Annotated in this window: 18 protein-coding genes; 6 read left to right on the top strand and 12 right to left on the bottom strand. The window is 71.4% G+C overall.

Features of this window, described 5'->3' with window-relative positions; all coding sequences use genetic code 11:
• Positions 1-16 precede the first annotated feature (16 nt).
• A complete protein-coding gene (locus tag LG388_RS09795) occupies positions 17-655 on the top strand; it encodes a LysE family translocator (protein WP_225782613.1) in 639 nt (212 codons plus the stop codon).
• Positions 656-675: 20 nt separating this feature from the next.
• Here the strand turns inward: LG388_RS09795 and recG are convergent, their stop codons facing one another.
• On the bottom strand, positions 676-2,844 hold the full coding sequence (gene recG, locus LG388_RS09790; protein WP_225782612.1) for an ATP-dependent DNA helicase RecG: 2,169 nt from the start codon (positions 2,842-2,844) through the stop codon (positions 676-678).
• A gap of 94 nt (positions 2,845-2,938) precedes the next feature.
• Between recG and queA the strand changes: the two genes are divergently transcribed.
• Both queA and tgt read left to right on the top strand, forming a co-directional pair.
• Positions 2,939-4,015: a tRNA preQ1(34) S-adenosylmethionine ribosyltransferase-isomerase QueA gene (gene queA / locus LG388_RS09785; protein WP_225782611.1), complete on the top strand. Its 1,077-nt coding sequence runs from the start codon at positions 2,939-2,941 to the stop codon at positions 4,013-4,015.
• Positions 4,009-5,199 carry a tRNA guanosine(34) transglycosylase Tgt gene (tgt, locus tag LG388_RS09780; protein ID WP_225782610.1) on the top strand — a complete coding sequence of 397 codons (1,191 nt, stop codon included), beginning with the start codon at positions 4,009-4,011 and terminating at the stop codon, positions 5,197-5,199. Before queA ends, tgt begins: the two co-directional genes overlap by 7 nt.
• 33 nt (positions 5,200-5,232) lie before the next feature.
• On the opposite strand, the gene LG388_RS09775 is transcribed toward tgt, so the two are convergent.
• From LG388_RS09775 to LG388_RS09755, 5 genes are all read right to left on the bottom strand, one after another.
• Entirely contained in the window at positions 5,233-5,604 is a 372-nt protein-coding gene (locus LG388_RS09775) for a hypothetical protein (RefSeq protein WP_225782609.1), read from the bottom strand.
• A gap of 170 nt (positions 5,605-5,774) precedes the next feature.
• The gene (locus tag LG388_RS09770) at positions 5,775-6,164 is read right to left on the bottom strand and encodes a DUF3597 domain-containing protein (RefSeq protein ID WP_225782608.1); all 390 of its coding nucleotides are present in this window, start codon (positions 6,162-6,164) and stop codon (positions 5,775-5,777) included.
• Positions 6,165-6,360: 196 nt separating this feature from the next.
• Positions 6,361-7,473 (bottom strand): serine endopeptidase, encoded by a 1,113-nt coding sequence (locus tag LG388_RS09765; RefSeq protein ID WP_225782607.1) that lies wholly within the window; start codon positions 7,471-7,473, stop codon positions 6,361-6,363.
• A 32-nt stretch (positions 7,474-7,505) separates the two neighbouring features.
• Positions 7,506-9,452 carry an MFS transporter gene (locus LG388_RS09760; RefSeq protein ID WP_225782606.1) on the bottom strand — a complete coding sequence of 649 codons (1,947 nt, stop codon included), beginning with the start codon at positions 9,450-9,452 and terminating at the stop codon, positions 7,506-7,508.
• Between the two features lie 133 nt (positions 9,453-9,585).
• Positions 9,586-10,431 carry a hypothetical protein gene (locus tag LG388_RS09755; protein WP_225782605.1) on the bottom strand — a complete coding sequence of 282 codons (846 nt, stop codon included), beginning with the start codon at positions 10,429-10,431 and terminating at the stop codon, positions 9,586-9,588.
• 118 nt (positions 10,432-10,549) lie between these two features.
• Here LG388_RS09755 and LG388_RS09750 point away from each other — a divergent pair, with 118 nt between their 5' ends.
• The gene (locus LG388_RS09750) at positions 10,550-11,323 is read left to right on the top strand and encodes a helix-turn-helix transcriptional regulator (protein ID WP_225782604.1); all 774 of its coding nucleotides are present in this window, start codon (positions 10,550-10,552) and stop codon (positions 11,321-11,323) included.
• A gap of 9 nt (positions 11,324-11,332) precedes the next feature.
• Here the strand turns inward: LG388_RS09750 and LG388_RS09745 are convergent, their stop codons facing one another.
• Positions 11,333-11,953, bottom strand: coding sequence for a glutathione S-transferase family protein (locus LG388_RS09745; RefSeq protein WP_225782772.1), 621 nt, complete (start codon positions 11,951-11,953; stop codon positions 11,333-11,335).
• Positions 11,954-12,107: 154 nt separating this feature from the next.
• Between LG388_RS09745 and LG388_RS09740 the strand changes: the two genes are divergently transcribed.
• Positions 12,108-13,004: a LysR substrate-binding domain-containing protein gene (locus LG388_RS09740; RefSeq protein ID WP_225782603.1), complete on the top strand. Its 897-nt coding sequence runs from the start codon at positions 12,108-12,110 to the stop codon at positions 13,002-13,004.
• Between the two features lie 44 nt (positions 13,005-13,048).
• Positions 13,049-13,714: a flavin reductase family protein gene (locus tag LG388_RS09735; protein WP_225782602.1), complete on the top strand. Its 666-nt coding sequence runs from the start codon at positions 13,049-13,051 to the stop codon at positions 13,712-13,714.
• 6 nt (positions 13,715-13,720) lie between these two features.
• On the opposite strand, the gene LG388_RS09730 is transcribed toward LG388_RS09735, so the two are convergent.
• From LG388_RS09730 to LG388_RS09710, 5 genes are all read right to left on the bottom strand, one after another.
• Positions 13,721-15,808, bottom strand: a complete 2,088-nt coding sequence (locus LG388_RS09730; RefSeq protein WP_225782601.1) for a CHASE2 domain-containing protein — start codon at positions 15,806-15,808, stop codon at positions 13,721-13,723.
• Between the two features lie 26 nt (positions 15,809-15,834).
• Positions 15,835-17,223 (bottom strand): FecR domain-containing protein, encoded by a 1,389-nt coding sequence (locus LG388_RS09725; RefSeq protein WP_225782600.1) that lies wholly within the window; start codon positions 17,221-17,223, stop codon positions 15,835-15,837.
• 56 nt (positions 17,224-17,279) lie between these two features.
• The gene (locus tag LG388_RS09720) at positions 17,280-18,032 is read right to left on the bottom strand and encodes a response regulator transcription factor (protein WP_225782599.1); all 753 of its coding nucleotides are present in this window, start codon (positions 18,030-18,032) and stop codon (positions 17,280-17,282) included.
• Between the two features lie 124 nt (positions 18,033-18,156).
• Entirely contained in the window at positions 18,157-19,026 is an 870-nt protein-coding gene (locus LG388_RS09715) for an OmpA family protein (protein ID WP_225782598.1), read from the bottom strand.
• A gap of 25 nt (positions 19,027-19,051) precedes the next feature.
• Positions 19,052-24,982 (bottom strand): ESPR-type extended signal peptide-containing protein, encoded by a 5,931-nt coding sequence (locus tag LG388_RS09710; RefSeq protein WP_225782597.1) that lies wholly within the window; start codon positions 24,980-24,982, stop codon positions 19,052-19,054.
• Between the last annotated feature and the right edge of the window lie 100 nt (positions 24,983-25,082).

The following is a 25,082-nucleotide window of genomic DNA, read 5'->3' as shown; positions in this document are numbered from 1 at the left end:
GCCGCGGAGAACCGTCATGGATGTGTCCAGCTACCTGCTCTTCCTGCCCGCCTGCTTTGCGCTCAACATGGCCTTCGGGCCCAACAACCTGCTGTCGGTCGGCAACGGCGCGCGCTGGGGCGTGGGCCCGGCCGTGCGGGCGGCGCTCGGGCGGCTGCTGGCTTTCGCGCTCATGATCGCCGTGGCCGGCGTCGGCATGGGCGCGCTGCTGGCGACTTCGGCCCTGGCTTTCAACACCGTCAAGTGGCTGGGCGCGGCCTACCTGGTCTGGCTGGGCATCAAGCTGCTGCGCGCGCCCGCGCCGCCGCTGGTCGCGGCGCCGGACGCCCCGGAGGCCCCGCAGACGCCCGATCTGCGCGCCCTGGCCCGCCAGGAATTCGGCGTGGCCATCGGCAACCCCAAGGCGATCCTGATCTTCACGGCCTTCTTCCCGCAGTTCGTGGCCCCCGACGCCTATGCGCTGAGCTACCTGCTGCTGGGCCTGAGCTTCCTGGCGCTCGAGCTGGTGGCGATCGCGCTGTACGCGCTGCTCGGCGCGCGCGTGCGCCGGCTGGCGCGCGGCGGTCCGGCCATGCGCTGGTTCAATCGCGCCAGCGGCGGGATGATGATCGGCTTCGGCCTGCTGCTGGCCGCCACGCGGCGGCCGGGGGCCTGAGCCGCGCGCCGCTCCTTGGCTCAGGCCTTCAGGTATTCGGCACGCGTGCCGAGCCAGCGGTCCACCTGGCGCTGCGCGGCTTCGGGGTAGCGGTCCAGCAGTTGCGGCGCCACGTCGCGCGCCCACGCCAGGAGGTGCGCATCGCTGCTCAGGTCGGCAAAGCGCAGCAGCGGCGCGCCCGACTGGCGCGCCCCCAGGAACTCGCCCGGCCCGCGGATTTCCAGGTCGCGCCGGGCGATCTCGAAACCGTCGGCCGTCTCCACCATGGCCCTGAGCCGCGCGCGCGCGGCCTCGCCCACCCGTCCGCTGTCACCGGTCGCGTAGAGCAGCACGCAGGCCGAGGCCGCCGCGCCGCGGCCCACGCGCCCGCGCAGCTGGTGCAGCTGCGACAGCCCGAAGCGCTCGGCATGCTCGATCACCATCAGCGAGGCATTGGGCACGTCCACGCCCACTTCGATCACCGTCGTGCTGACCAGCACCTGCAGCGTGCCGGCGCTGAAGTCGGCCATCACCGCCTGCTTCTCGGCCGTCGGCATGCGCGAATGCAGCAGGCCGACCCGCACGGCCTCGCCCAGCGCCTCGGCCAGCTCGTCGCGCGTGGCCGTCGCATTGCGCAGGTCCACCGCCTCGCTTTCCTCGATCAGCGGGCACACCCAGTACACCTGCCGCCCCTGTGCCAGCTGGCCCTGGATGCGGTCGATCACCTCGTCGCGCCGGTGCTCGGCCACCAGCTTGGTCACGATGGGCGTGCGGCCCGGCGGCAGTTCGTCGAGCGTGGACACGTCCAGGTCGGCGTAGTAGCCCATGGCCAGCGTGCGCGGGATGGGGGTGGCGCTCATCATCAACAGGTGCGGCTCCAGCGGCTGGGCGCCGCCCGGGGCCGCTTCAGCGGCTTTCCCGCGCAGGGCCAGGCGCTGGGCCACGCCGAAGCGGTGCTGCTCGTCCACGATGGCCAGCGCCAGCCGCGCGAAGCGCACCTTCTCCGAGATCACGGCATGCGTGCCGATGACCAGCGCCGCCTCGCCGCTTTCCACGGCGGCCGTCATCGCGTCGCGCTCCTTCTTCTTCTGGCTGCCCGTGAGCCAGGCCACGCGCCGCCCCTGCGCGGCCAGCAGCGGATCCAGCCAGCCCACCAGCTTGCCGAAATGCTGGCTGGCGAGGATCTCGGTGGGCGCCATCAGCGCGCACTGGAAGCCCGCATCGATGCAGCGCGCCGCGGCCAGCGCCGCCACCAGCGTCTTGCCCGAGCCCACATCGCCCTGCAGCAGCCGGTGCATGGGCCGCACGCGCGCCAGGTCGGCCGCGATCTCGGCATCGGCCCGCGCCTGCGCACCCGTGGGCGAGAACGGCAGCGCAGCCAGCAGCCGCGCGTGCAGCGACTCGGGCGCGGCCGCATCCGCGCGCAGCACGGGCGCGCGCTGCGCCTCGCGCGCCCGGCGTGCCTGCAGCTGGGACAGCTGCTGCGCCAGCAGCTCGTCGGCCTTCACGCGCTGCCAGGCCGGATGGCTGCGGTCTTCCAGCGCGGCCATCGCCACGTCCGGCGCCGGATGGTGCAGAAAGCGCAGCGCCTCGCGCAGGCCCCAGGCGCCGTGCGGGCGCAGCGCGTCGGGCAGCAGTTCGTCCAGCGAGGCGCGCGCCAGCCCGGCCTGCACGGCACGCCGCAGCACGGGCTGCGCCAGGCCGGCGATGGTGGAGTACACGGGCGTCAGCGCCAGCGGCAGCGGCGTGCCGGCGGCCTTGACCACGGGCTGCATCATGGTTCTTCCGACGAAGCCGCCGCGCACCTCGCCGCGCACGCGCACGCGGGCGCCCGGCGCCAGCTGCTTCTGCTGCGAGGGATAGAAGTTGAAGAAGCGCAGCTGCACCGTGTCCGTGCCATCGTCCAGCGTGGCCAGCAGCTGGCGGCGTGCGCGGTACACCACTTCCTGGTCGACGATCACGCCTTCGACCTGCACCGTCTCGCCATCGCGTGCGTGGGCCAGTTGCTGCAGGCGCGTCTCGTCCTCGTAGCGCATCGGCAAATAGAGCGCGAAATCGATGTCGCGCACCAGGCCCAGTTTCCTCAGGGCACGCTGCGTGGCGCTTTCACCGCTGCCGGGCGCGCCGGAAGCAGCGGACGCGCCCGCGGTGCCCGCTGCCTTCGGCTTCGACGTGTCGGCGGGTTTCTCGGCTTTCTGGCGGGCGGGCATGGGAGAATTCTGCCCTTTGGCCGCGCGCCCTCGCCTTGCAAGGCGGCGGGCGATCGGTCTTCACTTGGAACGGGTCCGTCCGGCCCTCAAGCGCATGCGCTCCTACACGCTTTCCGATTTCGATTTCGCGCTGCCCCCTGAACTGGTGGCGCAGCACCCCGCCGCCGAACGCAGCGCCTCGCGGCTGCTGGATGGCACGGGCCCCGATCCCTCCCACCCGACCGACCGCATCTTCCGCGACCTGCCCGGCCTGCTGCGCGCGGGCGACCTGCTGGTGTTCAACGACACGCAGGTGGTCAAGGCCCGCCTGTTCGGCGAGAAGCCGACCGGCGGCAAGCTGGAACTGCTGGTCGAGCGCGTGCTCATGGGCCAGGAAGTGGTCTGCCACATGAAGGTCAGCAAGAAGCCGCCCGTGGGCACGGTGCTGAAGATGGCCGGTGGCTTCACCGCCACGCTGCTGGGCCGCTGGCCCGACGAGAACGGCCCGCTGTTCCGCTTCGCGTTCGAAAGCCCGGCCGGCGAGGATCCATATGCGCTGATGGCACGCTGCGGGCACGTGCCCTTGCCGCCGTACATCGCCCATGGCGACTCGGAAGACGACGAACGCCGCTACCAGACCGTGTTCGCGCGCGTGCCCGGCGCCGTGGCCGCACCGACGGCCGCGCTGCATTTCGACGAGGCGCTGCTGGCCGCGCTTCAAGCCCGCGGCGTGCAGCGCGCCAGCGTCACGCTGCATGTGGGCGCCGGCACCTTCCAGCCCGTGAAGACCGAGAACATCGCCGAGCACACCATGCACGCCGAGCGCTACGAAGTGCCGGCCGCCACGCAGCAGGCGATCGCCGACTGCCGCGCGCGCGGCGGCCGCGTGGTCGCGGTGGGCACCACCACCGTGCGCACGCTCGAGTCCTGGGCCGCCAGCGGCGAGGCGCGCGGCGACACCCGCATCTTCATCACGCCGGGCTTCGCGTTCCAACACGTCGACCTGCTGATCACCAACTTCCACCTGCCCAAGAGCACGCTGATGATGCTGGTGAGCGCCCTGGCCGGCTACGAGCGCGTGATGGCGCTGTACGCCCATGCCATCCGCGAGCGCTACCGCTTCTTCAGCTACGGCGATGCCATGCTCCTCGAACGCAGCCCACGCCCCCAGTCACGCGCCACCCCATGCTGAACTTTGAACTGCTGACCACCGACCCCGACAGCCACGCGCGCCGGGGCACGCTGACGCTCAACCACGGCGTGGTGCAGACGCCGATCTTCATGCCTGTGGGCACCTACGGCACCGTCAAGGGCGTGATGCCGCGCAGCCTGCACGAGATGGGGGCGCAGATCATCCTGGGCAACACCTTCCACCTCTGGATGCGGCCGGGCCTGGACGTGATGCAGTCCTTCGGCGGGCTGCACGGCTTCGAGCAGTGGGGCAAGCCCATCCTGACCGACTCCGGCGGTTTCCAGGTCTGGAGCCTGGGCGCGATGCGCAAGATCACCGAGGAAGGGGTGCATTTCGCCAGCCCCGTCAATGGCGACAAGCTGTTCATGTCGCCCGAGGTCAGCATGCAGATCCAGACGATCCTGAACTCGGACATCGTCATGCAGCTGGACGAATGCACGCCTTACGAGACCCACGGCAAGAAGACCACGGAAGCCGAGGCGCGCAAGAGCATGGAGATGAGCCGCCGCTGGGCCCAGCGCTCCAAGGCCGAGTTCGAGCGCCTGGGCAACCCCAACGCGTTGTTCGGCATCGTGCAGGGCGGCATGTTCAAGCACCTGCGCGAGGAATCCTTGCAGGCGCTGGTCGAGATGGACTTCCCCGGCTATGCCGTGGGCGGCGTCTCGGTGGGCGAGCCCAAGGACGAGATGCTGGACATCATGGCCCACACGCCGCACCGGCTGCCGGCCCACAAGCCGCGCTACCTGATGGGCGTGGGCACACCCGAGGACCTGGTGCAGGGCGTGGCCGATGGCGTGGACATGTTCGACTGCGTGATGCCCACGCGCAATGCGCGCAACGGCACCATCTTCACGCGCTACGGTGACCTGAAGGTGCGCAACGCGCGCCACAAGACCGACCACCAGCCACTGGATGCGAGCTGCACCTGCTATGCCTGCGCGGGCACCTCCGGCATCACCTGGGAGCAGAGCGGCGGCAAGGCGGAAAACGGCTGGAGCGGCTTCAGCCGCGCCTACCTGCACCACCTGGACCGCTGCGGCGAGATGCTGGGCCCCATGCTCACCACCATCCACAACCTGCACTACTACCTGAACCTCATGCGCGAGGTGCGCGAGGCGCTGGACGCGGGCGCCTACACGGCCTTCCGCGCGCGCTTCAAGGCCGATCGCGCGCGCGGCGTCTGACCGGCGATCGAGCGGCGCGGGCCGGCGCCGGGCTCAGCGCGTCGCGCCCGGCGCCTTCACCGGCAGCGGCGAGGCGTAGGGCTCGATGCGCAGCAACTCGTTCTTGAACACCGCCACCTGGCGCAGCGGCGCCTGCACCAGCGCGCCGCTCGCGTCCTTCTGGGAGGCGTACTGCCACAGCGTCAGCTGGCCCTTGTCGGCCAGCAGCGTGGCCAGGCGCTGCACCTCGGGGGTGTCCCCCGCCCCCAGTTGCGCGGCATCCACACCGACCACGATGTCGTCGCGCGGCGAAACGATCTTGAAGAGCTTCATCTGCGTCATGCCTTGGGCGGGCACCGCCAGCGACCAGGCGCAGGCCGACACCAGCAGCAGCCGGGAAATCACGGAACGGGAAAGGGCAGCCATCACGGGCTCCGGTTCGAAAAGGCCCGAAGCGTAGGGCCGCGGCCCCGGCCTGCCCAGTCGCCTGAAGCCATAGGCCCTGGCCGAAAGGCAAGGCGCCTGCCGTGCAGGAAGCAGGGCAGGCGCCGAAGGAGTGATGCGCGACCGTTCGCGCATCCGCAGGAGCGGCGGGCTCAGTCGCGCAGTTCGGGCGGCAGCGTGCCGCCGTTGGCCGCGATGCGGCTCATCACCTGCTTGTGCAGCCAGATGTTCCATTCGGCCGAGCCGGGTTCGGCATTGCCGGTGTAGATCAGCTCGCTGGCCAGTTCCTTGCGCGCGGCCAGGCTGCTGTCCAGGCCCAGGAGCTTGAGCAGGTCGACGATGGAGGTGCGCCAGTTCAGCGACGCAGCACCGGGCATGGCGTCGAGGATGGGAGCGACTTCACCGAGCGGGATGGCCGGCGGCGGAGCCGGCACGGCGGGCGCGTTGGCCGCGGCCGGGGCTGCAGCCGGCGGCGCGGCTACCACTTCGGCGGCATTGGCCGACGGAAAAATCTTGGAAAAAATCTTGCCGAAAAAGCTCATGGATCGGTCCTCGTCGTTCGTGTTCCGAGACCGGCGCCGCACGGGTGCCGGTCACTGACTGCGCGCGGATGCGCGCAGGCCGCTGTTCTAACACTTCACGGTGGCGTCCCGCATCAGACAGTGGCCTCGATCGTGCGGAAAGCCCGCTCGGACTGCACGTGTGGACGCCGGCGCGCACCCAAAGAGAACTTCCGGCCTACCTCGCCGGCGCCATCGGCCCGCGGGCTGCCGGGGGCGCGTCGGCGGGGCCAGCCTGTGCGGGGCTTCCGCAGTCCGGGCAGAAGCGCGAAAACGCGCTCTTGCGCGCATGGCAGCGGCCGCAATGGTCGAACAGGCCGATGCCGCAGTGCGGGCAGAAGTTGAGCGCGCCGCCCGTGGCCTGGCCGGCCGCTGCCGCCTTCAGGTCCACCGGCCTTTCGCAGCCCGGACACACGCCCTTGGCCAGGCGCGCCAGTGCCGTGTCGTAGCCCAGCGCCTCGCGCCGCTGCTCGGCGGAGTGGGCCTCGGCCTCTTTCTGCCGCGCCAGGTAGCGCTGCAGGCCCACGATCGCGTAGCGCCCCACCAGCGCCGTGATGAGCAGGCCCACCAGGTAGCGCACGTAGCCGCCATAGCTGGGCAGGTAGGGCACCAGCTCGACGAAGAAGGCGAACAACGCGAAGAAGATGAAACCCCACACGAAGGGCCACCAGGGGCTTTGGCGCTTCTTCGCGAACAGCCAGCCGGCCAGCGCCAGCAGCGGCAGCGTGAGCGCCAGGCGGTAGAGGAACACGCGCAGTTCCACGCGCCGCTGCTCGGCCTGCAGCGACTCGGCCGCCACGGCCTCCAGTGCCTGCAGCTGCTCGACCGCCTTCTCCCGCGCCTGGCTGCGGTCCAGGCGCTGGCGGCGCAGCGCCGTGAGCTTTTCCTGCGCCTGCGCTTCGGCCGCCTTGAGCGCGTCCAGGGCCTGCGTGCGCTGGATCAGTTCGGTGTCCTGCGCCGGCAGCTGGGTCGCGCGGCGCGTGGACAGCCAGTTGGAAAAAGTCTCGCGCGCATTGCGGCTGCTCTGCTCGGCGGCGTCCAGGGCCAGCCGGGCCTGGTCGATCTCGCGCCGCGCCCGGTCCAGGTCGGCGTCGGCCTGCTCGATCTGGTCACGCAGGCGCTCGCCTTCGCCGGCCGGCATGAACTGCGACAGTTCCAGCGGCCGCTCGACGCGCGGCAGGTCGCCCACCAGCGTACCGCCCAGGCCGATCAGGAAGCCCGCGAAGACGAAGGCCACCCCCCACAGGCCGCGACGGAACCATTTCTCGGACAGGCGCAGGGACTTGCTCATGCGGCGTTTCGCTCCATCGGTTGAACCCTCCCTCAGCCCTTGAGCAGCGCGGCCACGCGCTGCTGCATGGCGGCGGGCGCCTGTTCGGCCGGCGCCATGGCGGCGCCGATGTTCAGGCCCACGCGGCTGAACAGGCCGCGGCGGAAGGGCCGCACCATGGCCACGTTCTGGCCTTCGCGCACCTCGATACGGCTGAAGAACGAGCCCCAGAGGTGGGTCAGGGCCATGGGAATCACGGGCGGCTCGGCGCCTTCGGCGCGCGCCATCTCGAGGATCTTCATCACGCCACCCTTGAAGGGCTGCAGTTCGCCGTCGCGCGTGATGGCGCCTTCGGGGAAGATGCCCAGCAACTCGCCTTCGCGCAGCACGGTCACGGCTTCGGCAAAGGCACGCTCATAGGCCTGCGGGTCTTCCTTCTGGGGCGCGATCGGAATGGCCTTGGCCAGCCGGAACAGCCAGCCCAGCACCGGCACCTTGAAGATGCGGTGGTCCATGATGAAGCGGATCGGCCGCGGACTGGCCGCCATCAGCAGCACCGCATCGACGAAGCTCACGTGGTTGCACACCAGCACGGCCGGGCCGTCGGTGGGGATGTGCTCGTCGCCCTGCACCTGGTAGCGGTAGACCAGGCGCGACAGCACCCAGGCGAAGAAGCGCAGCAGGTACTCGGGCACCAGCATGAAGATGTAGAAGGCCACCACCGCGTTGGCGATGCCCGTGACCAGGAAGACCTGCGGAATGCTGAAGCCCGCCCCCAGCAGGGCGCCGGCGATCAGCGAGCTGCCGATCATGAACAGCGCGTTGAGGATGTTGTTGGCCGCGATGATGCGCGCCCGGTGCGTGGGCTGGCTGCGCAGCTGGATCAGCGCGTACATGGGCACGCTGTACAGGCCCGCGAACAGCGACAGCAGCGCCAGGTCGGCCATCAGCCGCCAGTGCGCCGGCTGCGCCAGGAAGACACCCAGGCCCATCACCTCGGCCGGCGGCAGTGCGCGCGAGGCGAAGTACAGGTCGATGGCGAACACGCTCATGCCGATGGCGCCCAGCGGCACCAGGCCGATCTCGACCTGGCGGCGCGACAGCACCTCGCACAGCAGCGAGCCGACCCCGATGCCCACCGAGAACACCACCAGCAGCAGCGAGGCGACCTGCTCGTTGCCATGCAGCACTTCCTTGGCGAAGGCGGGGAAGTTGCTCAGGAACACGGCGCCGAAGAACCACATCCACGAGATGCCCAGCAGCGAGCGGAACACGACCACGTTGCCGTAGGCCAGCCGGAGGTTGCGCCAGGTTTCGCTGATCGGGTTCCAGTGGATGGCCAGGCCCGGATCGGTGGGCACCGTGCGCGGAATGGCCTGTGCCACGGCGCGGCCGGCCAGCGCCAGCAGCAGGCAACCCGCGGCCACCACCGTCGGGCCCACGCCCGGCAGCGCCACCAGCAGCCCGCCCGCCACCTGGCCCAGCAGGATGGCGACGAAGGTGCCCATTTCCACCATGCCGTTGCCGCCCGTGAGTTCGCGCGCGTCCAGCACCTGCGGCAGGTAGGCGAACTTCACCGGCCCGAAGAGCGTGGAATGCAGGCCCATCAGGAACACGCAGGCCAGCAGCACCGGCACGTTCGCGGCCACGAAGCCCCAGGCCGCCAGCGCCATGATGGCGATCTCCAGGTTCTTCACGAAGCGGATGATCGCGACCTTCTCGTACTTGTCGGTCAGCTGCCCCGCGGTGGCCGAGAACAGCAGGAAGGGCAGGATGAACAGCGCGCCGATCACCAGGCCGGCCTGCGCCGGCGGCAGCCAGCTCAGCTGCAGCTGGTAGGTCACCATCACGGTGAAGGCGAACTTGAAGAGGTTGTCGTTCGCAGCGCCCGCGAACTGCGTCCAGAAGAAGGGCGCGAAGCGGCGCTGGCCCAGCAGCGCGAACTGGTTGGCATGCGCGTTGGCCCCCGGATGGGTCGGGTTGGAAGCCGTGGTGCTCATGGATGACCTTTCCCTCGCAGCGGCCGCCCGGTCCGGAACGCCGCCAGTCTTGTGCTGTGATGGGCCGCGGCGTTCGGGCCGGCGGGCCGGCCCGGGCGGGGCGCCGGGGATTGTGCCGCAGGGCTTGCGCGCCTCATGGGGTGCGGCGGGCGCTTGCCAGCATCTGCAGCACCGGCAGGGCCGCGCCCGCGGCGATGAGGTGCTTGAGCGTGTGGCCCGACACCACCTCGTGGGACAGCGCATAGATCGCGTGGTCGCCCAGCTCGGCCGCCTTGGCGAGCGCATAGCAGCCGATCACGCCGCCCAGCCGCAGGCCGAGCGCGCCGGGCACCGGGCGCAGCGCGGCCAGCCCCAGCACCAGCCCCATGCCGCCGAACTGCACGAGCGCCCAGGGCAGCACGTTGCCGGTCTCGGCATGCACGGCGGCGCCCAGCAGCCCGCCGGCCAGCATCGTCCAGGCCGCCGCCCAGCCGGCGCGCTGCGACACGCGCTCGCACACGGCCAGCCCGATCAGGCCCGCGAAGGCCACCGCCATGCCCGCGCGGTCGGCCGCCAGCCGCAGCGTGTCGGGCGCCAGGTGATAGAAGCCGGAGCCGACTGCCGTCGCGATCAGCCCGGCGAAGAACAGCCAGGTGCAGTCCAGCGTGTGGCCGGGCACGCGCTCGTCGAAGCCGTCCAGGCGCCGCAGCCGCTGCAGGCCCCACAGGCCGAGCAGCGCGAAGGGCAGGTTGCTGAGCACGTCCATGGCGTTGGCCAGGCCGTGCCAGGGGCGGGTGTCGGCGAAGGCGCCGAGCGCCAGGGGCGGCGTGGGCAGGGACGGCCCGAGCAGCGCGGCCAGGAACAGCGCCGCGAAGACGCTGGCCAGCACGCGCTCACGCGCAGTCCAGGCGACGCGCGGGCGGCGGCGCAGCAGGCGGCCCAGCGGCCCGCGGCGGCGCGCAGGCGGGCGAAGAACGGCGGCGGACGGCGGGGGCGGCATGGTCGGACTCCTGAAGGGTGGCGCGACTGTAGGCAGCCGGCACCTGCGCAGGGACCGCGGACCGATACGGCAGCGAGGCGTGGGCTCTCCGGTATCGCATTTTTGTACCATCCGCCGCATGAGCACCACCGTCGACCTCGTCCAGGCCATCAAGCATGAACTCAAGGCCGCCCGCATGACCTATGCGGACCTGGCCCGCGGGCTGGGCATGGCCGAGTCCAGCGTCAAGCGCATGCTGGCCAAGGGCGACATGCCGCTGTCGCGCGTGGACGCGATCTGCCGCGCCCTGAAGATGGACTTCGCCGACCTGGCGCGCCGGGTGGCCGACGCGCAGCCGCTGCTCAAGGAACTGTCGGTGGAGCAGGAGCGCGCCGTGGTGCGCGACAGGAAGCTGCTGCTGGTCGCCATCAGCGTGCTGAGCCAGTGGACGCTGGAGCAGATCGTGGCGGCCTACCGCATCAGCGAGCCCGAATGCATCGCCTGCCTGGCGCAGCTGGACCGCATCGGCATCATCGAGCTGCGCCCGCTGAACCGCTACCGGCTGAAGCTGGCCAAGACCTTCCGCTGGCGGCCCCACGGGCCGGTGATGGAGTTCTTTCGCGAGAACGTGGTGCTGGACTACTACCGCGGCGGTTTCGACGGCCCGGCCGAAGGCCTGCTGCTGGTGCACGGCTCCATCAGCCGCGCGCTGGCGCCCGCCTTCCTGGAGCGGCTGCAGCGCGTGGCGCAGGATTTCGCGCAGCAGCACCAGACCGACCAGCGCCTGGCGCCGCAGGAGCGCGAGGGCTACACGCTGCTGCTGGGCATGCGCAACTGGGAGTTCGAAGGGTTCACGCAGCTGCGGCGCGCACAGCCACCGGCCCCCGGCCGCCCGGCCGCCGGCCCGCGCTGAACGGCGCGCTCAGGCATGCGGCCAGGCGCGGAAGGCGGCCAGCGCCTCGGCCTGCGCGCTGAAGGCGGCCGGCAGCGGGAACTCGTCCGGCGCCAGCACCCCCGGCAGCAATTGCTGCGTGAAATGCCAGCTCACCGCCAGCGTGAGGCCGGCCTGGCCGATGGGCTGGCCCGCGGCGCCGCCGGGCACCGCGCCCTGGCGCATCTCGTCCTGCAGCGCGCGCCAGGCCGAGTGCATCTGCGCCTGCACGCGCTCCAGCCAGGGCGCATGCTGCTTTTCCGGCGGGCGCAGCTCGCGCTCGTACACCCTCTGCACCGCCTTTTCGCAGGCGGCCAGCGCCAGCCCGGTCAGGCGCAGGGCGCGCAGCCGCTGCGCCGGCTCGGCCGGCCACAGGCTGCGCGAGGCCGGCACCAGCGATTCCGCATGCGCCAGGATCAGCTGCGAGTCCATCAGCACCGTGCCGTCGTCCAGCACCAGCGTCGGCGCCTTGATCACGGGATTGATCCGGGCGAAGGCCTCGGCCTGGCGGAACACCGAGACCGGCCGCGATTCGAAGGGCAGGCCCAGCAGGTGCAGGGAAATGGCGGTGCGCCGCACATAGGGCGAATCCAGCATGCCGATGAGTTGCATCATTTCAGTTCGTCTTTCCAAAGGGCTGGATCCGCCCTTGCCACCAGGCCGCCAATTTAGAGGAAGATGAGCGCGCCGACCATCGACTTGTTCTGCGGCGCTTCGTTAGAAAATCTGACATGAAGCCCCTCCCTCCCGGATCCCTGACAGCACCATGAGCGACCTTCCCCCGCTGCCCGCCCTGCGCTGCTTCGAGGCCGTGGCCCGCCTGGGCAGCGTCACACGCGCCGCGCAGGCGCTGCACGTCACGCATTCGGCCGTGAGCCAGCAGGTGCGCCAGCTCGAAGAGCTGCTGGGCCTGCCGCTGTTCGAGCGCGCGGGCCGCGGGCTGCGGCTGTCGGAGAACGGGCGCCTGTACGCGCTGCAGGTGCGCGAGGCACTGCAGCAGATCGGCGAGGCCACGCGGGCGCTGCGCATCCGCCCGCGCGAGGGCGAACTGGTGGTGGCGCTGCTGCCGTCCTTCGGCCAGCACTGGCTGCTGCCGCGGCTGCCGCGCTTCATGGCGCGCCACCCGGGCCGGCGGCTGCGGCTGCTGGCCAGCCTGGAACTGCAGGACCTGCGCCAGGGCGCCGCGCACGTCGCCATCCGCATGGGCCATGGGCCGTGGGAAGGGCTGGAACAGCAGCACCTGTTCGACGACCAGCTGCTGGCCGTGGCCGCCCCGCATTTCAACGGCGGGGCGCTGCCGCGCACCCCGGCCGAGGTGCTGGCCGCCCCGCTGATCCGCTCCGCCGAGCCGTGGGCGCCCTGGTGCGCGGCGGCCGGCCTGCCCGAACCGGCGGCATCCGCCGGGCTGTGGATCAACGATTCGAACCTGTCGCTCGAAGCCGCACGCCTGGGCCAGGGCGTGGCCCTGGAGCGCCTGAGCGTGGCCGAGGCGCTGCTGCGCCGCGGCGAGCTGGTGCCGCTCACGGCGCTGCGCGTGCCCTACGCCTATGCCTACTGGCTGGTCTGGCCGCCGAGCGAGGATGCGCGGGTGCGGGAAAGCCGCGAGGCCTTCGCGCAGTGGCTGCGGGAAGAGGTGCAGGAGGCCTGCCATGCCGCGCCGTGAGGCCCCGTGACGCCGGGGCATGCGAACGCAGCTATCGTGGCTGGATGTCTTCTTCTTCCGCCTTTCGCCAGCCCGTCCCGCTGGACCGCGCCTACCGCCTGCTCAACCACGGCCCCACCGTGCTCGTGAGCGCCGCAACCCAGGGGCGCCGCAACCTCATGGCAGCCGCCTGGGCCATGCCCCTGGACTTCGCGCCGCCCAAGGTGGCGGTGGTGCTGGACAAGAGCACCTACACGCGCCAGTTGCTCGAGCAGAGCGGCCATTTCGCGCTGCAGGTGCCGGTGCGCGCACAGATCGACGTGGTGAATGCGCTGGGCAATGTCTCGGGCGCCGACGCGCAGGCCCTGCACGGCCGCGACAAGTTCGAGGCTTTCGGCCTCACGCCCTTCGACGGCCCGGCCACCGGCGCCCCGCTGGTCGAAGGCTGCGCCGCCTGGCTGGAATGCCGGCTGCTGCCCGAGCCGGCGATCCAGGCGCGCTACGACCTCTTCCTGGGCGAGGTGGTGGCGGCCGCGGCCGATGCGCGCGTGTTCAGCCAGGGCCGCTGGCATTTCGAAGGCCACGACGACCTGCGCACGCTGCACCATGTGGCGGGCGGGCATTTCCTGCTGCCCGGCGAGGCGCTGGACGCACAGGCCCTGTCGCCCATCCCGCCCCTTTCGCCTCTGCCTGCGCCCCAGGCAGGCGGTGCCGCGCGAGGCCGCGCATGACCGATCTCAGTCGACCGCACGCGACGCCGGCAGCGTCAGGCTGAACACGCTGCCCTCGCCCAGCGTGCTGCGGCACTGCACGCGGCCGCCGTGGCGTTCGGCCACCGTGCGCACCAGGCTCAGGCCCAGGCCGTGGCCCGCCACGGCGCCCGTGTCGCCGAAGCGCCGGTAGGGTTCGAACAGCTGCGGCAGGTCTTCGGGCGCGATGCCGCGGCCGTGGTCGGTCACGGTGAACACCGCGTCCTGGCCCGTCCGCCAGGCCAGGGCCAGTTCCACCGCGCGGCCCGCCGGGCTGTACTTGATCGCGTTCTCCACCAGGTTGAACAGTGCGCGGTTCAAGAGGCGCGGCTCCACGCGCATCCAGCAGCCGGCGCTGCTGCCGGCGCCCTCCTCGTCACCGCCGCCGTCGTCGGCCCCGCCCTCCTGCGCGCCGCCCGCCGCGGCCGGCAGCCTCAGCAGCAGCTCGATGGACTTGGCCTGCGCCAGCGGCCAGGCCCGGTCGTGCACGTCCATGGCCAGCGCCGCCAGGTCGATGTCCTGCCAGTCGTAGACGCCCTCCTCGGCGCGCAGCTGCAGCACGAAATCCTCCGCCAGGGTGAGCGTGGCATGCACCTGCTGGCCGATGCGCTGGTGCAGCGCCGCCAGCGCGGGGTCTTGCGCCGCCTCGGCGGGCGCGCTGTGCAGCAGCGCGAGGATGGCCGACTGCGGCGCACGCAGGTCGTGCGACAGCAGCCGCAGGGCCTCGCCGCGCTGGCGCTGCGCCTGCCGTTCGGCGGCAAGACCGCGGTCCAGTGCCTGCACCACCTGCTGCCAGCCATCGCTGCGCCCAAGGTCCGTGCGCGCCTGGGCCGTGGCGCCCGGGTGCAGCATTTCGGCCCGCTGGTACAGGTCGGCCATCAAGGCGGCCAGGCGGCGCCAGCTCCACAGCAGGTAGCCCACCAGCGCCGCCAGCAGCCAGGGCGCGACGGGCAGCCACAGCCGCGCCACCCGCTGCAGCGCCGCGCTGAGCACCAGGGCGGCCAGCGCGAAGGCGACCAGCGCCCACAGGCCGTTGCGCGGCCCCTGCGGCCCCAGGCGCCGCAGCAGCAGCATCCACAGGCCCACGGCCAGCAGCGCCGCCGCGGCCTGCGCCGCCGGGTCCACGGGCCGGAGCATGCGCCCCGTGAGCAGGCCGTCGACCGCGGTGGCGTTGATCTCCACCCCCGGCGTGAGCGCGGAGCCCGCCGACAGCGGCGTGGCGAAGCGGTCGCCCACGCCGGTGGCCGTGAGGCCCACCAGCACCGTCCTGTCGCGGATCACGGACGCGGGCACCTCGCCGCGCAGCACGCTGGCGGCGGGCACGGTGCGGTAGTGGCCGGCCTCGCCCGCAAAGGGCAGCAGCAGGCGCGAGCGCCGCTCCCAGCCGGTGCCCTCGGGCGGCGCGTCCGGCCCGCGCGGCGCAGGGCCGGCGCCCGACGCCGCGGCCAGCCGCAGCGCCAGCGCGTCCCAGGGGGCAGCCGCCGTGCCTTCGTGCAGGTACAGGCTGCGCGCCACGCTGTCAGCGTCCAGTTCGGCATGGATGTGGCCCAGGCCCGTGACGGCACCCTCGAATTCGGGCAGCGGCCGCAGCAGCTGCGGCGGGCGCCCGGCGGCCAGCGGCACCCGCACCGTGACCGGCAGGAAGACCGGGCAGGCCGCGCGCAGCGCCGCGAAGGCGCGCGCCAGCGCGGCGTCGGCGGCCGGGTCGCCGGGTTCGGTGAACAGCATGTCCAGCGCGACGGCCCGCGGTCGCGCCGCGGCCAGCCGTTCCATCAGTTCGGCATGCCGCTCGCGCGGCCAGGGCCAGCGGCCGACCGCCTGCAGGCTGGCCTCGTCCACGGCCACGATGAGGATGTCGGGGTGCGGCGCCGTGGCGTCCAGGCGCAGGACGGCGTCGTAGAGCGCGAGGTCCAGCCGTTCGAGCACCCCGCTGCGCTGGAACAGCAGCACGCACACCAGCGCGGCGCACAGGCACAGCAGCCATTCGCGCCACAGGCGGCGGGAAGGGCGTGGCGCCGCCGGGCCGGCCTCGGTCGGCGCGGCCGGGCTCAACGCGGGCCCCGGCACGGCAGGCACGGCGGGATCGCCTGCATGCGTGTGGCTCAGCGCACGCCTTCGACCGACAGCGGCCGGGGCGGGCTCAGCAGCTGCGCGCGCTGGCCCTGGTCCACCACCTCGGCCTGCACGCGCCACCAGTACTGGCCCGGCGGCAGCGCCTGCACGCGCACGCGCTCGCTCGTGAGGCCGGCGGCCTGCACGCGCATCTGACGGAAGGCCTCGTCGTCGGCCACTTCCAGGCGGTAGGTGGCGCCGGGCAGCGGGCGCCAGTCGAATTCGATCTCGCCGCTGGCGGCGAGCAGCTGCGCGCGCCCCTCCAGCACCGCCTGCGCGCGCGAGAAGCCGGTCACGGCGACCAGGCCCTCGACGCCCTCGGGCGTCAACGCGGCCACGCGCGCGAAGTAGGTGCCGGGCGCCAGACCGCCGAACAGCGCCTGCCCCGCATCGCCCTGCGCGGGCAGCCGCTGCTCGGCCACGATCTGCACGAATTCCGCATCGCCCGCGACCTGCGCACGGTAGCTGCCGGCGCCGGGCACGCCGTGCCAGGCCAGCAGCACCTCGGGCTGGTTCTGCGCGCGCCCGGGCTCCACCCATTCGGGCGCGGGCAGCAGCGGCTGCACCTGCGCCGCCTGCGACCCGTCGCCCACCAGCAGGCCCTGCGCGGCCGCCACCTGCTGGCCGCGCTGCGCGGCGGTGTTCACGGCCACGGCACTTTCGAGCACGCTCACGGCCGTCCGGTCGGGCTGCGGCAGGCTCACGCGGAAGTGCGTGCCGCGCACCCCCACGGTGGCCATGCGCGTGCGCACCCGCCACGCCCCGCCGGGCGCCGGCCGCGGGCGCGGCGGCACGCGCGATTCCACATCGCCCGACTCCAGGTCGACCAGCACCGCCGGCCGTCCCTGCGCGTCGAAGTAATGCACCAGCCGCAGCACGGACTGCGAAGGCAGCGTGGCGCGCGAGCCGTCGGGCAGGCGCAGGGTCACGAAGCTGTCGGCCCCCGTGCGCACGCGGCTGCCTTCGGGCAGGCGCATGCCAGGCACCAGCAGCGTGCCGGCCGACGGCCCGTCGGCCAGCCGCACATCGCCGGTCGCGGCCATCACCACGGCCTGGCGTTCGGCGTCGCCCAGCTGCAGCACGCGGCCGATCTGCAGCAGGCGCGGCTCGCCCACGCGGTTGCGCTGCTGCACCTCGGGCCACAAGAGAGGCCGGCCCAGGTGCTGGCGGCTGATGTCCCACAGGGTCTCGCCGGGCTGGACGGTATGGGTTCCGGCCGGCGCACCGGGGGCGTGCACGGCGGGCTGGGCACTGGCCAGGCCGATGCCGAGCCCCCACAGCAGGGCGCCCACGGCCACGGCCGGGGCGCGCGGCGCGCGCCTGGCCGGCGCGCCGGCATCGCCGCTCGCCAGGCCGCGGCCGAGGGCTGGCGCGCGCACGCCCCGCCACGGGGCGAAGCGCGCAGGCCCGGCCTGCCGAAGCGGCGCGCCACCCTTCATGCGCGCCCCGCCTCCAGCTGGTCCAGGCGGTAGCCGAAACCGTAGATGGCCTGCAGCTGGAAGCCCTGGGCGACCGTCAGGTCCAGCCGCACGCGCACGCGGGAGACATGGGTGTCCACCGTCCGCGACTGCGTGCCGCCGCCCCAGACGACCTGGTTGAGGTGCTCGCGCGAGACCGGCTGGCCCAGGTGCCGGAACAGCACGCGGGCGACTTCGAATTCCTTGCGCGACAGCTGCACGGACAGCGCGCCATGCGTGACGCGCCGGTCGACGCTGTCGAACACCCAGCCGGCCCAGCATTCCTCGCCCGCGCCGCCGGCGCGCTGCGGCGCGGCGCGCGTGAGCACGCGCAGGCGCGCCAGCAGCTCGAAAGGACGCCAGGGCTTGACCACGTAATCGTCGGCGCCGCCCTGCAGGGCCTGCACGACCTCGAACTCGCCGCCGCGCGCGGTCACCATGATCACCGGCACCGTCAGGCCCAGGTCGTCGCGCACGCGGCGCAGCACTTCGTAGCCGGTCATGCCGGGCACGTTCCAGTCGAGCACCAGCACGTCGAAGCTGTCCCGGCGCAGCATCTCCAGGAAGGCATCCGCGCGCGACTGGTGCGAGACCTCCAGGCCGTTGGCGCCGAGCAGGTCCTTCATGGCCACGGCTTCCTCGGGCGAATCCTCGAGCAGCGCCACGCGATGCAGGGTTTTGGCCGGCACGCCCGAACGGAAGCCCACCGGCAGGTCGGTCAGTGTGGCCATGCGTCGCCTGTCCACGCGCGAGAGCGTGCAGGACGCCGGGGCCCGCGCGCGTCGGTGCGGGCGGTTTCCGGCGAGGGCTGGGAAGGCATCATCCGTTCAGGTGCGGCGGGGTTCGGGCTGGCGCTCAGCGCTCACCGCGCACCTCCAGCTCCACGCGCCGGTTCGGCTGCAGGCAGGCGATCAGCGCGGCGCGAGCCAGGCTGTCTTCACACTGCTTGACGGGCTGCGATTCACCCACCCCATGTGCGCGCACGGCCGATTGCGGCAGCCCGCGCGCCACGAGGTAGTCGCGCACGGTGGCGGCCCGCGCCACCGACAGGCGCTGGTTGTAGGCGGCGTCGCCCAGGCGGTCGGTGTGGCCGACGATGGTCACGCTGTCCAGCCGCTTGTAGCCCTGCAGCTGGCGCGCCAGTTCGTCGAGCTGGCGCCGGCCCTCGGGCAGCATGTCGTCTGCGCCCGATCTGTCGAAGGCGAAAAGCGCATCGGCACCGAGCTGGAAGCGTTCGGGCGCGGCGGCCACGGCCGCCACCGGGCGAACCACCTCGCGCACCTGCGGGCTCAGCCGCTCGGCGCAGGCCGGGTCGCGCCAGAAGAACTGGTCGGACAGGCCGTCCTTGTAGACCACCTTGTACTGGCAGCTGACGAACTCGTCGCCCTTGCCGGTGCGGAAGTTGAACAGGTAGTCCCATTCGGTGACGCCAAAGAAGCCTTCGCTGAAATGCGGCGTGCCGATCAGCTCGCGCACCTGGTTCTTGTTCATGCCGCGGCCGATGCGGCGCAGTTGCTCCACGTCGACGAAGGTGCCGCCCTTGAGCCAGGCGCTGCCGGGGTCGGGAAAGCGCACGTCCTGCCGCTCGCCCGAGGCGCCCTGCGCCACGTCGGCCGTGCTGACCGTCGAGCCGCCGGTGCTGCTGCAGGCGGCCAGCAGCACCAGGGCCGCCGTGGCGAGCGCCGCCTTGGACAGCGCTGCGAAGTTCATGGAAGCGTTCTTCATGATGAGAGGTCTCCGCGGTCCGCGATCAGTCGAAGGAGAAGCCGAAGCCCACGCGCACGATGGCCTTGCTGCCGCCCGTGCCGTAGCCCACGCCCGCGTGCAGGGTGCGCTGGCCGTTCTCGGAGCGCTTGAGCACGTTGAAGCCGATGCCCACCTGGCCGTTGTACGCGGCCATGCCGCCGGTGACGTGGTAGCGCCCCGGCTCCACCGGCGTGACCACCGCCAACGCCGCCGACGCCGCAATGCCGCCGGACAGCATGCGTTCCTGCTGGTCGATGCGCGCGTCCAGCCGGTTGACATGCTGCGTCATGCTGGCGTTGAGCACGCCCAGGCCCTGGTTGAGCTGGTTCACGTTCACCGCGTCGGTGCCGTGCGTGCCAGCGGCCACGTTGGTGATCTGGCGCTCGTTGCCCGCCGAGCCCACCGACATCACGTTGGCGCGGCCGTCGTCGAAGGAGCCGGTGCCGATCGCGATCGAGTTGGTGCCGATGGCGATCGAGCCGCTGCCCACCGCCGTCGCGTTCACGCCGATGGCGCTGGGCGCCTTGTAGTCGGTCACGTTGGCCGTGATCCACTTGTTGGCCGCCGTGTTCAGCTGGTTGACGTTCACCGCATCGCTGCCGTTCACGCCATTGGCCACGTTGGTGATCGTGGTCGGACCGTTGCCGTTCGGGTTCAGGTGGACCTCGTTCTTGTTGAAGCTGCCGTCGACGTTCTTCGTGTACTGCACCACGCCGGCCACGTCGGCGTCGACGCCGTCCTTGCCGTTCAGGCCGTCCTTGCCCGCGGCGCCGGTGTCCCCCTTGTCGCCCTTGGCGCCGGTCGCCCCGGTGGCTCCGGTGGCCCCGGTGTCCCCCTTGTCCCCCTTGGCGCCTTGCGGACCTTGAGGACCTTGCGGGCCTTGGGGACCTTGCGCTCCCGGCTGCCCCTGCGGACCTTGCGGCCCCTGGGGCCCCTGCGGACCTTGAGGACCTTCCGGGCCCGCAGGGCCTTCCGGACCCTGCGGCCCCGCCTGCGTCGGGATGTTGTCGATGCGCTCGTTCAGCCCCTGGGCCACGGCATACAGCTGGCTGCCGTTGATCGCATCGGTGCTCGTCGCGGTGATGGCGCCCGGCGCCACGTTGGTGATCTGCCGCGTGGCGCCGCCGGCACCGCCGACGCTGACCACGCCGACCACGTTGGAGGCGCCCGCGAAGCCGCCATAGTTGTACGTGCCGCCGTTGGCACCGGCGGTGGTGATGGACGCCGTGGTCACCGCGGCCGATGCGCCCGTCACCGAGCCGCTGCCCAGGGCCACGCTGTTGGCATGGCTGGCCGTCGCGCCCTGCCCCAGGGCCACGCCGTTGGTGGCCGAGACGCTGGCGTTCGGGCCCACGGCCACGCCCCCCGCGGCCGCCGCCGTGGTGCTGGCTCCCACGCCCGCGGCCAGGCTGTCTGCGCCTTGCGCCCCATCGTTGTTGTAGTTGCCGGCCTTGTCGTCGCTGCTGCCCACGCTGTAGAAGTGCGTAGCCCCTGCCGCCGCGCTTTCGGCCACGGCCTTGAGCTGCGCTACGTTCACCGCATCGCTGTCGACAGTGCCCGCGGCCACGTTCACGATCTGGCGGTTACCGCCCGCCGCGCCCGTGCCCACGCTCACCGCGCCCAGCGTGGTGCTATTGGTGGCCTGGATCGCGGCGATGTCCGCTGCCGTGGCGCTTGCAGGGTTGTAGCCCAGCGCACCACCCGCCACCGAAGCCACACTGCCTGCGCCCAGCGCCACGCCTCCTGCGATGGTCGTCGAAGCTTCGTTGCCTATCGCCGTGCCGTTGGCCACGTTGGCACGGGTTCGCGCGCCAATCGCCACGGCGGAGATCGCTTGAAAACGTGCATCGATGATCGCCTGGGCATCATTGCCAATCGCAACGCTGCTGTTGCTGAAGTTGCTGGCGGCGAAGCTCGCCACAGTCCTTGCATTCTGCCCCATGGCCACACTCGGCCCGTTCGCGAATGCCGAAGAGCCAACCGCGATCGCACCTGTTCCATAGGCACCCGAATCCGTCCCGATGGCCACCGCATTCTGGGTGGCCCCGGGGGAAAAGGTGCTTCCTGACCGCGCGTTGGTGCCAATAGCAACAGTGCCTGTGCCCGTGGCGCTCGCGCTGACGCCAGCAGCAAGCGCATTGGTACCCGTTGCGCCATCGTTGCTGTAGTTACCGCCCTTGGTCCCCCCATCATTGACGCTGTAGTAATGCGTCGCGGCGGCGGCCGTGGTCGCCTTCAACTGCGCCACGTTCACGGCATCGGTGTCTTGCGAGCCGGCAGCCACGTTCGTGATCTGCCGCGTCTGCCCATTGCCGCCCACGCTCACCGCGCCGCGCGTGCTGAGCCAGGTTGGGGACGTGTCCGTGCTGGCCAGGCCCGTGCTCGGGTCGTAGCCACCCACCGCCGTGTTCACCCCAGCATCGGTGCTGGCGAGGCTGCCCGCGCCCAGCGCCACGCCGTCCGCCACCGTGACCTTGGAGGCATGTCCCAGCGCCACGGCCCGGTCGATGCCCTTGCCGATGGTCACGCTGCCGCCCAGCACGGCGGCCTGGTTGCTGTCCACGGTGTTGGAAGCACCAATGGAAATGCTTTGCTGCGAACTGTTCATCATCATGCCGGAGCCGATGAGGATGTTGTCGTTGCCCGGGTCGCCGGCCGCGCCAGGGCCACTGATCGTGCTGCCCGCTCCCAGAATCACGTTGCCATAGCCACCGTAGATTTGGTTGTACGCGCCCACCGCCACGTTGTTGCTGGGGGAGGAGCCGGCGCTCGACGCGCTGACATGGCTGCTGTTGCCCACGACCAGATTGCTGGCGCCGCCGTTCGCCTGCGAGCTGGATCCAAGGACGATCGAATCCCTGCTGTCATTGATCTCTGCCGAGGCGCCCAGGGCAATGGCGGTGCTGGACACTGCGGTGGTCCTGGCACCTCTGCCGATGGCGATGCTGGTCTCTGCGGTGGCCTGGGCGCCGCTGCCAATGGCCACGGCTTCAGCGACGGCCTTAGATTGGTAGCCCGCCACGAAGGCGTGGTTGCCTGTGGCCTGGTTGGACACGCCAACCGCCGTGGAATCGTCACCGTTGACCGTGTTGCCCAGGCCGAATGCGTTGGCAGAGCCACTGTTGGGGTTGGTGGCCGTGACCTGGTTGAAGTAGCCCACGGCGGTGCTTCCGTAGCCGTCCGTCACGGTGTTGCCCATGCCCACAGCCGTGTTGCCGTTGCTGCCACTGCCTTGCAGGGTGTTATCGGTGCCCAATGCGGTACCGTTGGTCGCGGTCTGCGCGATGCTGTTGTCGGTGCCCCAGGCAGCGCCACTGCCTGCAATGGTGTTGCGCACCCCTCCTGCGACCCCCGAGCTGTAGCCCCCGCCCGTGCCGCCAATCGTGTTGTCGACGCCCAGGGCCACCGCCGCGTCCTTGTTGCCGGTGGTGGCAATGGCCGTGTTTCCGGAGCCCACGGCGACGGCGCGGGAGTCGTCGCTGGAGGTGGTGGCTACGTTGCCATAGCCCACCGAGGTGCTGTACTTGCCCTGTGCCGACGCCTTCACGCCTGCGGCCAGGGCGCCTTCGCCGCTGGCGCCGTCGTTGGCGTAGTTGCTGCCCGTGCCGATTTCAGTGGAATCGACGCTGTAGTAGTGCGTGGCGGACGCCGCTGTCATCGCCTTGAGCTGGGCCACATTCACGGCATCGGTGTCTTGCGCGCCCGCGGCCACGCCGGTGATCTGGCGCGTGATGTTGGCGCCGTCGCCCACGCTCACGGCCGCGTGCGTGCTAGTCCAGGCGTTCGAGGCGGCGCCCGCGTAGGTGGTGCCGGTCGACTGGTCGTAGCCGGTCACGCCTGCAGCCGTGCTGGCCACCGACTGGGCGCCCAGCGCCACGCCGTCCGCCACCGTGACCTTGGAAGCGTGCCCCAACGCCACCGCCCGGTTCACGCCCGCCGCCAGGTTGACGTTGTTGCCGAGGATGAACGCTTCGGTCGTGCCTGCCGCGATGGTGTTGTTGTTGCCGATGGCGTAGCTGTCATCACCGTCGATATAGCTGGGGTCGCCGATGGCGCCGGAACGGGCGCCGGTCACGATGTTGCCCGTGCCGATGCTGATGCTGCTCGCGCCCGAGGCCAACGCGCCTGCACCGATCGCGATCGCCTTGTCGGCCGACGCCAGGCTGTTGCTCCCCACCGAGATGGTGTCGTTGACGGGCGCCGCCGCAGTGCCAATGTCGCGGCCTGCCCACGAACCCAAGGCCACATTGCGACTGCCCGTCACATTGGCGCCAGTCAAGTACCCTGCGCCGAAGTTCTCATCTCCCACCACCGTGGCACCCGCTGCCGTACCGAAACCAATGTTGCTGCTGCCGGTCACGGTGTGGCCTGCGTTCATGCCGATTCCGGCGTTGTAGTCGCCGCGAACGCCACGAGCGCTGCCTTGCCCCAAGCCAGTGTTCGCGACTCCGATGACGTTCTTTCCGGACTCCATGCCCACGGCGGTGTTGTAGTAGCCATTCACCGCTTGGCCGGTACTGGTTCCGATCGCCACGTTGCTGCCATTGGCGTTGCTGGTCACGGATCCCACGCCCGCATTGGTGCCGATCACCACCGAGCTCCAGTTGTTGGCCGTTGCCCCCGTACCAATGGCCACGCTGTCACTGATGAAACCAGGCTGGGCGGCCGTCTTGGCCCCGCTTCCCAACGCAATGCCTCTCCAGCTTTCGGACTCCGCATCGGTGCCAATCGCAATGCTCCGGAACGACAGGGCTTTGGCATTGGAGCCGATCGCGAGGGCGTAGCCCAACGAAGCCTGGGCACCTTGGCCGATCGCAGTGGTACTGAGGTTGGACGACGTAGCGCCGTCGCCGATGGCAATGGCGCTTGTCTGGCTGGCGCTGCTCGCGTAACCCAGAGCGATGGCCCGCTCGGCGACGGCACGCGCGGCCGTCGACGGGTCCCTGCTTCCGCCAATCGCCACCGCGTTCCCCCCTTGCCCCAGCGTGTTCGCGCCAATCGCCACCACATCATTGGCCGTGGTCTGCGCGGACGAACCCAGTGCAATGCTGCGAGTGGCAGTGGAGGCTGCGTTTGCGTTATCCCCCATCACGATGGATTCACGCCCCAAGGCCTTGGAAACGCGCCCGATGGCGATGGCGCTGATGGCTTCCGCCTTGGCGCTGTCACCCACGGCGATCGTGCTGAACTCGCTGGCGGTGGCCGCCGAACCCAGCGCGAATCCGCGGAATCCGGTGGCCGTGGCACTGTCGCCGAAGGCAATCGAGCCCGCGCCCGTCGCCTGGCTGATGCGGCCCAGCGCCAGCGATCCATCGCCAGTCGCCGTGTTGTCGGAACCGATGGCCACCGCGCCCACGCCCTGCGCATTCTGGTTGTAGCCGATGGCCACCGCGCCCGAGGGCAAGTCCGTTGCCTTGCTGCCCGTGCTCGCCCGCGAGTCCGCGCCGATGGCCACGTTCTGCTCGCTGATCCCACCCGTGCCGCTGTTGGCATTCAGGCCGATGGCCACGCCGTTCATGTTGGCGGCTGTGGCGCCGTTGCCGATGGCCACGGCGCTTTCGCCCGTGGCCACGGCCGCCGTGCTGCCGGCGGCCTGGTTGTTGACGTTGACCAGAAAGGAATTCGACGGCAGCAGCACCCAGGCCGTGCCGTTCCACTGGTACAGGCCGCGGGTGACGGCGGTGGCGCCGCTGCCCGCCTCGGCGGTGTTGAAGACCACCTGGCCGGCGGTGGGCGTGCCGCTGGTGTCCCCGGTGCCGGTGAGCGCGCGGCTCGTGACGTTGGCCTGCGCCTGTGCGCCCAAGGCCGCCAGGCCCAGCACGCTGGCCACCAGCAGACTGCGCCCACTGCGCTTGCCCCGCGCCACCGTGATTTCGCTGGCGGCCACCCAGGCCCCCAGGGCTTCGTTCCAAATCGAGCGGTAAGACTTGTTCATCGCGAGAACTCCTGCAAAAAGCAACGAGAGAGGGGCGCAGAGGCGGGAAAGGTACAGCCGAGCTGCGGCCGCGCGATTGTGGAGAGTGCGGAATGTGGCG

Origin of the sequence: Xenophilus sp. Marseille-Q4582 (assembly GCF_916700565.1) — a bacterium.
Classification (GTDB): Bacteria; Pseudomonadota; Gammaproteobacteria; order Burkholderiales; family Burkholderiaceae_C; genus Xenophilus.
Note: the sequence above shows the minus strand (reverse complement) of the source record. Positions and strands in the feature narration are given on the sequence as shown.

Coding starts and splice junctions, on each gene's coding strand:
- LG388_RS09775 (WP_225782609.1), bottom strand. CDS start 5,604: ATGGCTGCCCTTTCCCGTTCCGTGATTTCCCGGCTGCTGCTGGTGTCG.
- LG388_RS09710 (WP_225782597.1), bottom strand. CDS start 24,982: ATGAACAAGTCTTACCGCTCGATTTGGAACGAAGCCCTGGGGGCCTGG.
- LG388_RS09735 (WP_225782602.1), top strand. CDS start 13,049: ATGTCTTCTTCTTCCGCCTTTCGCCAGCCCGTCCCGCTGGACCGCGCC.
- LG388_RS09795 (WP_225782613.1), top strand. CDS start 17: ATGGATGTGTCCAGCTACCTGCTCTTCCTGCCCGCCTGCTTTGCGCTC.
- LG388_RS09770 (WP_225782608.1), bottom strand. CDS start 6,164: ATGAGCTTTTTCGGCAAGATTTTTTCCAAGATTTTTCCGTCGGCCAAT.
- queA (WP_225782611.1), top strand. CDS start 2,939: ATGCGCTCCTACACGCTTTCCGATTTCGATTTCGCGCTGCCCCCTGAA.
- LG388_RS09715 (WP_225782598.1), bottom strand. CDS start 19,026: ATGAAGAACGCTTCCATGAACTTCGCAGCGCTGTCCAAGGCGGCGCTC.
- recG (WP_225782612.1), bottom strand. CDS start 2,844: ATGCCCGCCCGCCAGAAAGCCGAGAAACCCGCCGACACGTCGAAGCCG.
- tgt (WP_225782610.1), top strand. CDS start 4,009: ATGCTGAACTTTGAACTGCTGACCACCGACCCCGACAGCCACGCGCGC.
- LG388_RS09750 (WP_225782604.1), top strand. CDS start 10,550: ATGAGCACCACCGTCGACCTCGTCCAGGCCATCAAGCATGAACTCAAG.
- LG388_RS09760 (WP_225782606.1), bottom strand. CDS start 9,452: ATGAGCACCACGGCTTCCAACCCGACCCATCCGGGGGCCAACGCGCAT.
- LG388_RS09720 (WP_225782599.1), bottom strand. CDS start 18,032: ATGGCCACACTGACCGACCTGCCGGTGGGCTTCCGTTCGGGCGTGCCG.
- LG388_RS09765 (WP_225782607.1), bottom strand. CDS start 7,473: ATGAGCAAGTCCCTGCGCCTGTCCGAGAAATGGTTCCGTCGCGGCCTG.
- LG388_RS09755 (WP_225782605.1), bottom strand. CDS start 10,431: ATGCCGCCCCCGCCGTCCGCCGCCGTTCTTCGCCCGCCTGCGCGCCGC.
- LG388_RS09740 (WP_225782603.1), top strand. CDS start 12,108: ATGAGCGACCTTCCCCCGCTGCCCGCCCTGCGCTGCTTCGAGGCCGTG.
- LG388_RS09745 (WP_225782772.1), bottom strand. CDS start 11,953: ATGCAACTCATCGGCATGCTGGATTCGCCCTATGTGCGGCGCACCGCC.